The 10,391-nt window shown below is 71.5% G+C and carries 7 protein-coding genes; 3 read left to right on the top strand and 4 right to left on the bottom strand.

Annotation, left to right across the window (positions count from 1 at the left end; genetic code table 11):
- Positions 1 to 264: 264 nt before the first annotated feature.
- Positions 265 to 651 carry an MGMT family protein gene (locus FNH09_RS24480; RefSeq protein WP_152891527.1) on the bottom strand — a complete coding sequence of 129 codons (387 nt, stop codon included), beginning with the start codon at positions 649 to 651 and terminating at the stop codon, positions 265 to 267.
- A gap of 187 nt (positions 652 to 838) precedes the next feature.
- Between FNH09_RS24480 and FNH09_RS24485 the strand changes: the two genes are divergently transcribed.
- From FNH09_RS24485 to FNH09_RS24495, 3 genes are all read left to right on the top strand, one after another.
- Positions 839 to 3,598 carry a lysylphosphatidylglycerol synthase transmembrane domain-containing protein gene (locus tag FNH09_RS24485; protein WP_152891548.1) on the top strand — a complete coding sequence of 920 codons (2,760 nt, stop codon included), beginning with the start codon at positions 839 to 841 and terminating at the stop codon, positions 3,596 to 3,598.
- An 88-nt stretch (positions 3,599 to 3,686) separates the two neighbouring features.
- Entirely contained in the window at positions 3,687 to 5,231 is a 1,545-nt protein-coding gene (locus FNH09_RS24490; RefSeq protein ID WP_152891530.1) for an alpha/beta hydrolase, read from the top strand.
- 136 nt (positions 5,232 to 5,367) lie between these two features.
- Positions 5,368 to 6,933, top strand: a complete 1,566-nt coding sequence (locus tag FNH09_RS24495; protein ID WP_152891532.1) for an alpha/beta hydrolase — start codon at positions 5,368 to 5,370, stop codon at positions 6,931 to 6,933.
- A 125-nt stretch (positions 6,934 to 7,058) separates the two neighbouring features.
- Here the strand turns inward: FNH09_RS24495 and moeZ are convergent, their stop codons facing one another.
- The 3 genes from moeZ to FNH09_RS24510 form a co-directional block, all read right to left on the bottom strand.
- Positions 7,059 to 8,237 carry an adenylyltransferase/sulfurtransferase MoeZ gene (gene moeZ, locus FNH09_RS24500; RefSeq protein WP_162469032.1) on the bottom strand — a complete coding sequence of 393 codons (1,179 nt, stop codon included), beginning with the start codon at positions 8,235 to 8,237 and terminating at the stop codon, positions 7,059 to 7,061.
- Positions 8,238 to 8,300: 63 nt separating this feature from the next.
- Positions 8,301 to 9,050, bottom strand: a complete 750-nt coding sequence (locus FNH09_RS24505) for a spherulation-specific family 4 protein (RefSeq protein WP_152891534.1) — start codon at positions 9,048 to 9,050, stop codon at positions 8,301 to 8,303.
- Entirely contained in the window at positions 9,038 to 9,997 is a 960-nt protein-coding gene (locus tag FNH09_RS24510) for an NAD-dependent epimerase/dehydratase family protein (protein ID WP_152891536.1), read from the bottom strand. Before FNH09_RS24510 ends, FNH09_RS24505 begins: the two co-directional genes overlap by 13 nt.
- Between the last annotated feature and the right edge of the window lie 394 nt (positions 9,998 to 10,391).

The raw sequence follows: 10,391 nt of genomic DNA on the forward strand, positions 1-10,391 counted from the left end.
ACGGTGGTCGTCGGGTCACGGGCAGGCGCCTCACGCGTGGCGGGCGATGTCCGCGGGGTGAGGGGGACGCGTGCAGGCGACGCTACGCCGACGGATGCGGCGGAAGCAGGTCTTCCTCTTCTTCCCGCACAGCGCTCGCGACCCTCGCGGCCCGTGCGTCGCGCACGCCCCGCGCCTCACGAACGTACGGCATGCGACGGGCGTGCCCGGCTTCCCTCGTACGGGCCGCGCGTTTCCCCCGGGCCCCTGCGGTGGCGGAAGCTGTCAGATGTGACCATCCGCACGTTCACCGCCGTCCCAGCGTGCCTGCCGCAGGTCGACCCGCGGCGCATGGCCCTGGGCGGCCCTGCTCGCCGCCTTCAGCGGTGTGCCCTCCGCGCGGTAGTGGTCGAGCGCCCGCAGTTCGTGGCCGGGCAGCAGCACACCGTCGGCGCGCACGACACGCCACCAGGGGGCGGCTCCCCCGTAGAGGGACATCACCCGGCCGACCTGCCGCGGGCCCCCCTCCTCCAGCCATTCGGCGACGTCCCCGTACGTCATGACACGTCCGGGTGGGATCGACTCGGCGACCTCGAGGACCCGCTCGGCGTACTCCGGCAGCGCGTCCGCGTACTCCGGGTGGGCGTCCTCCGGAAGGCTCTGCTCGCTCATTCGCCCCATCCTGCCGCATGCCACCGACAGTGCGACGGTCTCGCGACCATGCGTGACTCTCGCCCCGAAGCGAGGCTTGGGGCAGACTGTGCGCCCTCACATTTGCACCCTGATGCCCCCGTGTGTCGGTGCGGCGTGCCACCATCGTGCGGGCGGTGAACCGGTGATACGAGACCAAGAAGAGATGATGAAGCAGCAGGGTGTGCACCCCGAGGACGCGGAGGGTACCTCTGACGCTGCGTCGCGTCCGGACACCGTCGACGCGTACCGCAAGCAGGCGGACGACGACGTCGACGGCGCGGAGGCGGCCGGTACGCGGCCCGCCGCGGACCGTGACCGGGACGAGGCGCACGCCGACGCGGTCGAGGGCGACGAACCGCTGCTCCCCGCGCGCGTGCACCGCCCCTCCGACCTCATGCGGCTGCTGGTGGGCGTGCTCGCCATCGTCGTCCTGCTCGCGGTCGCCGCGTTCGCGCACGGGACGACCTCGGGGCTCGAACAGGACATCAACAAGGGCACCGGTCAGGCACCCGATCTGCTGATCAAGATCGCGGGGCTGGCGTCCAGCATCGCGATCCTGCTGGTGCCGGTCGCCTTCGCGATCGAGCGGCTGATCAAGCGGGACGGGCTGCGCATCGCCGACGGCGTGCTCGCGGCGGTCCTCGCGCACGGGGTGACCCTCGCCACGGACCTGTGGGTCGCCAAGGGCGCTCCCGGTTCGATCCAGGAGGCGCTCACCCAGCCCTCCCCCGGCGACATCCACGCCCTGACCGACCCGGTGCACGGCTATCTCGCCCCCGTCATCGCGTACATGACGGCCGTCGGCATGTCCCGCAGACCGCGCTGGCGCTCGGTGCTGTGGATCGTGCTGCTCCTCGACGCGTTCTCCATGCTGGTCACCGGCTACACCACACCGTTCTCGATCATCCTGACGGTGCTGATCGGCTGGACCGTGGCCTACGGAACGCTCTACGCGGTCGGTTCGCCGAACGTCCGTCCCACCGGGCGGACGCTGATGGCGGGGCTGCGGACCGTCGGCTTCCACCCGGTCAGCGCGGCCCGCGAGGACCTCTCCGAGACCACGGAGAACGGCGATCGCGGACGGCGCTACTTCGTCACCCTGGAGGACGGTCCGCCGCTGGACGTCACGGTGGTCGACCGGGAGCAGCAGGCGCAGGGCTTCTTCTACCGTGCCTGGCGCAACCTGACGCTGCGCGGCTTCGCCACCCGCAGCAGTCTCCAGTCGCTGCGCCAGGCGCTGGAGCAGGAGGCACTGCTGGCGTACGCGGCCATCGCCGCCGGCGCCAACGCGCCCAAGCTGATCGCGACCTCCGAACTCGGCCCCGACGCCGTGATGCTCGTCTACGAGCACACCGGCGGGCGCACCCTCGACTCGCTGGCCGACGAGGAGATCACCGACGAGTTGCTGCACCACACCTGGCACCAGGTGCAGGCGCTTCAGTCGCGGCGCATCGCGCACCGCCGGCTGTCGGGCGAGGCGATTCTGGTGGATCGTTCCGGCAAGGTCATCCTCACCGACCTGCGCGGCGGCGAGATCGCGGCCGGTGATCTGCTGCTGCGCATGGACGTCGCCCAGCTCGTGACCACGCTCGGACTGCGGGCGGGTGCGGAGCGCGCGGTCGCCTCGGCGGTGGGCGTCCTCGGTCCCGACGCCGTCGCCGGCTGTCTGCCGATGCTCCAGCCGATCGCGCTGACCCGCTCCACGCGCGCGACGCTGCGGAAACTGGCCCGGGAGCGCGCGCACCGCGAACGCGAGGCGGTCCTGGAGGCGTCCCGGCAGGCCAAGCAGGACCGTCTGGAGGCGGCCGGGGACGAGGCCGTGCCCGCGGTGTCCGACAAACAGGACAAGAAGGCCGTACGAGCGGAGCAGCGGGCCGAGAAGCGCGCCATCGACGAGGCTCTGGAGGAGGCGCGCGAGGAGGATCTGCTCACCCAGATCCGGCACCAGGTGCTGCGGATCAGACCGCAGGCGCCGGTCGAGCCGGCCCGCCTCGAACGGGTACGGCCCCGCACTCTGATCAGTTTCATCGCGGGCGCCATCGGTGCCTACTTCCTGCTGACGCAGCTCACCCACATCGAGTTCGCGACCGTGTTCTCCGACGCCCAGTGGGGCTGGGTCGTCGCGGCGGTGCTGTTCTCGGCGCTGAGCTATGTGGCCGCGGCGATGAGCCTGCTCGGTTTCGTGCCGGAGCGGGTGCCGTTCCTGCGGACCGTGGGGGCCCAGGTGGCCGGGTCCTTCGTGAAGATCGTGGCGCCGGCCGCGGTGGGCGGTGTCGCCCTCAACACCCGGTTCCTGCAACGGGCGGGTGTACGGCCCGGGCTCGCGGTGGCGAGCGTGGGCGCGTCGCAGCTGTTCGGGCTCGGCTGCCACATCCTGATGCTGCTGTCCTTCGGTTATCTGACCGGCACCGAGAAGACGCCGTCGCTGTCGCCGTCCCGGACGGTCATCGCCGGTCTGCTGACGGTCGCGGTGCTCGTGCTGGTGGTGACCTCGGTGCCGCTCCTGCGGAAGTTCATCGTCACGCGCGTGAGGTCACTGTTCGCCGGAGTCGTGCCGCGCATGCTGGACGTGCTTCAGCGGCCCCAGAAGCTGGTCACCGGCATCGGCGGCATGCTGCTGCTCACCGCCTGCTTCGTAATGTGCCTGGACGCGTCGATCCGGGCCTTCGGCGGAGATTCGGTCTCGGTCAGCATCGCCAGCGTCGCCGTCGTCTTCCTCGCCGGGAACGCGCTCGGGTCCGCGGCGCCGACGCCCGGCGGCGTGGGCGCCGTCGAGGCGACCCTGACGGTCGGCCTGATCGCCGTCGGGCTCCCCAAGGAGGTCGCAGCGCCCGCCGTGCTGCTGTTCCGGCTGCTGACGCTGTGGCTGCCGGTGCTGCCCGGGTGGCTGGCGTTCAACCATCTGTCGCGCAGGGGATCGCTCTGACGGGGACGGCCGCCGCACCTCGTACCGTCGTACCTCGTACGGCCCGTGCTTCCGCGCGGGCGGGCGGGCGGAACCCCACGATGGGATCATGCCCAGTCTCTCCCGGCCGTGTGCCGCCGCGCTGACCGCCTCCGCCGTGCTGCTGTCCTCGGTGCTGGCGGGCTGCGGCGGCGGCTCCACGGACGGGGATCCGACGGCCCAGAAGCTCGACTGGCAGGACTGTCCGGCCCCGTCCGAGGCGGAGGGCGGCGGTACGGCGCCCTCCCCGCTGCCGGACGGCGACGCGTGGCAGTGCGCCACGATGAAGGCCCCCCTCGACTGGAGCGACCCCACGGGCGACACCATCGACATCGCGCTGATCAGGGCGAGGACGAGCGGCCCGGAGGACAGACGCATCGGCTCGCTCGTGTTCAACTTCGGCGGGCCGGGCGGCTCGGGCGTCAGCACGCTGCCGGCCTTCGGCGAGGACTACGCCGCCCTGCGCACCCGCTACGACCTGGTGAGCTTCGACCCGCGCGGGGTGGGCCGCAGCGCCGGAGTGAAGTGCGAGAACGACCAGCAGCTCGACCGGTACTTCCAGCAGGACGCCACCCCGGACGACGACGCCGAGCGCACCGCCTTCCTGAACAACACCCGGCAGTTCAACGCCGCCTGCGAGAAGAACTCCCCGCGCGTACTGCCGCATGTCCGCACCACCGACGCGGCCCGCGACATGGATCTGCTGCGCCAGGTCCTCGGCGACGACAAACTCCACTACTTCGGCATCTCCTACGGCACCGAACTCGGCGGCGTCTACGCCCACTTGTTCCCCAAGAACGTGGGTCGCGCCGTCTTCGACGGGGTCGTCGACCCGACGCAGACCTCGGAGCAGAGCTCGCTCGGGCAGGCCGCCGGTTTCCAGCTCGCGCTCGACAACTACGCCGAGGACTGCACCTCGAAAGCCGGGGAGTGCCCGGTCGGGGACAGCCCGCAGAACGTCAAGGACCGTATCGCCGCCCTGCTCAAGGACCTCGACAAGCGGCCGATCCCCGGTATCGCGCCGCGTGAGCTGACCCAGACGGCGGCGACCAACGGCATCGCCCAGTCCCTGTACTCGAAGGACTTCTGGGAGTACCTCACCGAGGGCCTGCAGGACGCGTACGACGGCGACGGCAGGATCCTGATGCTGCTGTCCGACTCGATGAACGGGCGCAGCACCGACGGCGGGTACAGCAACATCGTCCCCGCCAACGTCGCCATCAACTGCGCCGACGACAAGCCCCGCTACACCGCCGACTACGTGCAGACGAAGCTGCCCGAATTCCGGGCCGCTTCACCGCTGTTCGGGGACTTCCTGGCCTGGGGCATGGTGAACTGCGCCGACTGGGCGGTGGCCGGGGCCGCCGACCGTCCGGACGTCCACGCCCCCGGTGCCGCGCCGATCCTCGTCGTGGGCAACACCGGTGACCCGGCCACGCCGTACGAGGGGGCGCGCAGGATGGTGGACGCGCTGGGCCCGGGCGTCGGCGTGGAGCTGACGTACAAGGGCCAGGGGCACGGCGCGTACGACAGCAAGAACGAGTGCGTGCAGAGCGCGGTGAACGACTATCTGCTGCGGGGAAAGGTACCCGCGGCCGGGACCGTGTGCTCCTGACATCCCACTCAAGTCAGCAAAACCGCAGGTCAGACGGTTATCCACAGGGTCCGGCGGGGTGGGCCCGCTCCGCCTAGTATGGCCTGACCGCCGTGCACTGTTCGGTGCGGACGGCCCGCTTGGGGGGATCACACGGATGACTCGATTGGCACGCTGGGCGGCACTGGGGGCCGCCGCCGCACTGCTGGTGGCGGGTTGCAGCAGCGGCTCGTCGTCCGACAACGACAAGAACGACACGGGCACGAGCGGGGCGACGACGTCCTCCGGACCGTCCTCTTCCGACTCCTCCGCCAAGACGCCCGCCCTGCCCGCGTCGCTGACCTCCCAGAAGGTCGCCTGGGGACGCTGCAAGGCCACCGCCGACTCCCCCGCACCAGGCGACGACTGGCAGTGCGCGCGACTCAAGACCCCGCTGGACTGGGCGAAGCCGGAGGGGCGGACGATCAATCTGGCGATCATCCGTTCCAAGGCCCGCGGCGGGGACCGCATCGGCTCGCTCCTGTTCAACTTCGGCGGCCCCGGCGGCTCGGGGGTGTCGACGATGCCGTCGTACGCCTCCACCGTGTCCGCGCTGCACGAGCGCTACGACCTGGTGAGCTGGGACCCGCGCGGGGTCGGTGCCAGCGGCGGGGTGCGCTGCCGCGGCGACCGGCAGATCCAGGCCGCCGAGGCGATCGACGTGACGCCCGACACCCCCGCGGAGGAGCAGGCGTACTTCCAGGACGCCACCGACTTCGGCCAGGGCTGCAAGAAGGCCGCCGGTGACCTGATGGCGCATGTCTCGACCACCGACACCGCCCGGGACATGGACCTGATGCGCCAGGTCCTCGGCGACGCGAAGATGCACTACTTCGGCATCTCCTACGGCACCGAACTCGGCGGCGTCTACGCCCATCTGTTCCCCGGGAACGTCGGGAGGCTGATCCTCGACGCGGTCGTCGACCCCAGTGCCGACACGGTGGGCCACGCCGAGAACCAGACCCGGGGCTTCCAGCGCGCGCTGAACGACTACCTCGAATCCACCGGCCAGGACCCGCAGAAGGGCACGCGGAAGATCGCGGACCTGCTCGCGCGGATCGACAGCGCGCCGCTGCCGACCTCGTCGGGGCGGAAGCTGACCCAGTCGCTGGCGGTCACCGGCATCGTCCTGCCGCTGTACAGCGAGGCCGGCTGGCCGAGCCTGACCAGCGCGCTGAAGGAAGCCCAGCAGGGCGACGGCACCGGGCTGCTGGGGCTCGCCGACGGCTACAACGAGCGGGACGGATCGGGCCACTACGGCACGACGACCCACTCCCAGCGGCTCATATCGTGCCTGGACGACAAGCAGCGGCCCACCCTGGAGGAGACGAAGAAGCGGCTGCCCGAGTTCGAGAGGATCTCGCCCGTCTTCGGGGACTTCCTCGGCTGGGACACGGCCGGCTGGTGCCACGACTGGCCGGTCGCAGGACAGTACGACACCCCGGAGGTGAGCGCGCCGGGTGCGGCGCCGATCCTGGTGGTCGGCAACACGGGCGACCCGGCGACGCCCTACGAGGGGGCCCGCAGGATGGCCGACGAGCTGGGCAAGGGCGTCGGTGTGGTGCTCACCTGGAAGGGCGAGGGCCACGGGGCGTACGGGAGCGGCAGCGACTGCGTCGACTCGACGGTGAACGCGTACCTGCTGAAGGGAACGGTGCCGAAGGACGGCAAGACCTGCTCCTGAGCACGGCGGGGCCCGCCGACGGCGGTGCCGAGCACGCGCCCGGCCGACCACGGACGAAGCCCACGGCGTCCGGGTCGGTCGGGGCCGTGGGCTTCGGGAGCCGAGCGGGTCGCTCGACGGTGCGGTCAGTAGACCGGCTTGTGGGGCTCGATCTGGTTGACCCAGCCGATCACGCCGCCGCCGACGTGTACGGCGTCCGCGAAGCCCGCGGACTTCAGTACGGCCAGGACTTCCGCACTGCGGACACCCGTCTTGCAGTGCAGGACGATCTTCTTGTCCTGCGGGAGGGACTCCAGGGCGGTGCCCATGAGGAACTCGTTCTTCGGGATCAGCTTGGCGCCGGGGATCGAGACGATCTCGTACTCGTTGATCTCGCGGACGTCGATGATCTCGATGTTCTCGCCGTCGTCGATCCACTCCTTGAGCTGCTTGGGAGTGATCGTCGAGCCGGCCGCGGCCGCCTGGGCCTCCTCGGACACGACGCCGCAGAAGGCCTCGTAGTCGATGAGCTCGGTGACGGTCGGGTTCTCGCCGCAGACCGCGCAGTCGGGGTCCTTGCGGACCTTGACCTGGCGGTACTGCATCTCCAGGGCGTCGTAGATCATCAGTCGGCCGACCAGCGGCTCGCCGGTGCCGGTGAGGACCTTGATCGCCTCGGTGACCTGGATGGAGCCGATGGACGCGCAGAGCACACCCAGGACGCCGCCCTCGGCGCAGGAGGGGACCATGCCCGGCGGCGGGGGCTCCGGGTAGAGGCAGCGGTAGCAGGGACCGTGCTCCGACCAGAAGACGGAGGCCTGTCCGTCGAAGCGGTAGATCGAGCCCCACACGTACGGCTTGTTGAGCAGCACGCAGGCGTCGTTGACCAGGTAACGGGTCGCGAAGTTGTCCGTGCCGTCGACGATCAGGTCGTACTGGCTGAAGATGTCCATCACGTTGTCGGCCTCGAGCCGCTCCTCGTGAAGGATCACGTTCACGTACGGGTTGATGCCGAGGACGGAGTCACGCGCGGACGCGGCCTTGGAGCGGCCGATGTCGGACTGACTGTGGATGATCTGGCGTTGCAGGTTCGACTCGTCGACCTCGTCGAACTCCACGATGCCGAGCGTGCCCACGCCCGCCGCGGCCAGGTACATCAGTGCCGGCGAGCCCAGGCCGCCGGCGCCCACACAGAGCACCTTGGCGTTCTTCAGCCGCTTCTGCCCGTCCATCCCGACGTCGGGGATGATCAGGTGGCGGGAGTACCTGCGGACCTCGTCTACGGTGAGCTCGGCAGCCGGCTCGACCAGGGGTGGCAACGACACGGGGACTCCGTTGGTCGGTCAATCACTACGGTTGTTCTCCTCGTAACACTGCCATGGCCATCTTCATTCCGAGACTCCCGTTCCGATCCGCGAGACGATGTCGTCCCAGTAGCCGGGCAAGGTCTCCCAGGGGCCGGTGCTGCCGCCGCGGTCCGGCCGGTCGGTGAACCAGATCGTCGAGGCGCCCTGCCAGCGGGCGATGCGCAGGGCTTCGTCGAGGTGACCGCGCGGGACGCCGTGGACGAGGTGGCAGAACCGCTCGGGCGGGTAGTCAGCGGTCCATTCGGCCACCTGCGACCAGCGGTAGTCGCTCCAGGGGCCGCTGAACGTGACGAGCTGGTCGGCGTTCTCGGCGTAGCCGGGGTGCGGGTGGGTGCCGTGGGCGAGGACGATGTGGGTGTCGTCGCGCAGGCCGCGCAGCGCGGCCACCGTGCGGCGGATCGCGGGGAGCACGGCGCGTTCGTCCGGGCATCGGTCCAGCAGGAAGCCGTCGACCCGGTACCAGTCGCGGTAGCGGTGCGCGTCGGACATCAGGTCGGCGAAGGGGCGGCCTCCGTAGGCGGTGTCGAGGTGGCCCAGGACCCGGACGCCCGCGTTGCGGACCCGGCCCGCCGCTTCCAGGCAGTGCGGATCGGGGCGGCTGCCGGGGCCGTCGGCGACGTTCAGCACGACCCAGTGCAGCGGGGTCCCGGGGCGGGAGAGTTCGCCCCACTCGGTCGGGGCGAGCAGGGGGTGCCCACAGCCCGGGACACCGAAGCCGGTGCGGACCTCGGTGCGCGCGGCACCGTCCGTCGAGCTGGTCAGATGCGGCATGCCGCCTCCATCCAGATGTCGGCGAGGGACTCTTCGAGGTTGATACGGGGGCGCCAGCCGAGCCGGTCGCGTGCGGTGCGCACATCGGCCTGCTGCCAGCTGCCGCAGCCGTCGGGGTAGGCGACCGGGGCCGCGTGGTCGGGGTCGGGGCGCGGGTGGCCGACGGTCGCCCGCAGGTGGTGCACGCCGGACGGCCCGTCGAGTTCGTGCAGAGCGCCCGCGTAGCCGGCCACGCGGGCGAGGACCGTGGCGGCGTCCCGCAGGCGTACGGCGCGGCCCGAGCCGATGTTGATGACGCCCTGCGCGGCGGAGAGCGAGGCCGCGTGGACGGCGCGGGCCACGTCGCGGACGTCGATGAAGTCGCGCTGGGCGCCGAGTCCGCCGAGTTTGAGTTCGCCGTCGCCGGACTGCATCGCGCGGCGCATGGCCTCGGCGAGGCGGCCCAGCGGGGAGCCCGCGGGGGTGCCGGGCCCGGCGGGCGAGAAGACCCGCAGGACGACGGCGTCGAGGCCCGATCCGAGGACGAGTTCGGTGGCGGCGAGTTTGCTGACTCCGTAGGGGCCGCCGGGGCGCGGCACGGCGTCCTCGGCGGTGGACGAGCCGGGTTGGCTCGGTCCGTACTCGGCGCCGCACCCGATCTGCACCAGGCGGGCTCCGCAGCCGCTGCGGCGCAGGGCCTCGCAGACGGTGGCGACGGCGACGGTGTTGTGCCGGGTGAGGTCGCGGGCGCCGCCGCGGGTGGCTCCGGCACAGTTCACGACGACCTGGGGATGGACCGCGTCGAGGAAGCGGGTGAGTGCGCCGGGACTGCCGGACGCCAGGTCGAAGCGGACATCGGCGTCGTCGCCGCGGCCGAGCGCGGTGAGCTGGACGGCCGGGTCGGCGAGCAGGCGGTCGGCGACGAAGCGGCCGATGTAGCCGTTGGCTCCGATCAGCAGGACCCTCATCGCTCGGCTCCCGGGGTGCGCGCTCCGGATGTTCCGGTGGCTCCGGACGCCCCGGGTCGGGAGGTGGTCATCTCGTGTCTCTCCTTCGAGGGGGTGGTGCGGTTGCCGCCGGCTCCGGGGCTGGTGCCCCCCGGGCGGGCGGCGGATCGGGAATTCCGGCACGCGTACGACCGCGGGATGTACGCGACGGCCGGTACGGCGGGTGCGACGGACACCGCGCGCACGGCAGGCGCCACCTGCACAACGGGCGCCGCGCGCACGGCCGACGCCACGTGTGCGGCCGACGCCACGTGCACAACGGGCGCCATGTGCACAGCGGGGACCATGTGCACGGCCGACGCCGCGGGCGCCGTTGTCGTGGCGGTCGTCGTGGGGGTGGGGCTTGGTGGGAGCG

It is taken from the genome of Streptomyces adustus (assembly GCF_009377175.1).
Classification (GTDB): Bacteria; Actinomycetota; Actinomycetes; order Streptomycetales; family Streptomycetaceae; genus Streptomyces; species Streptomyces adustus.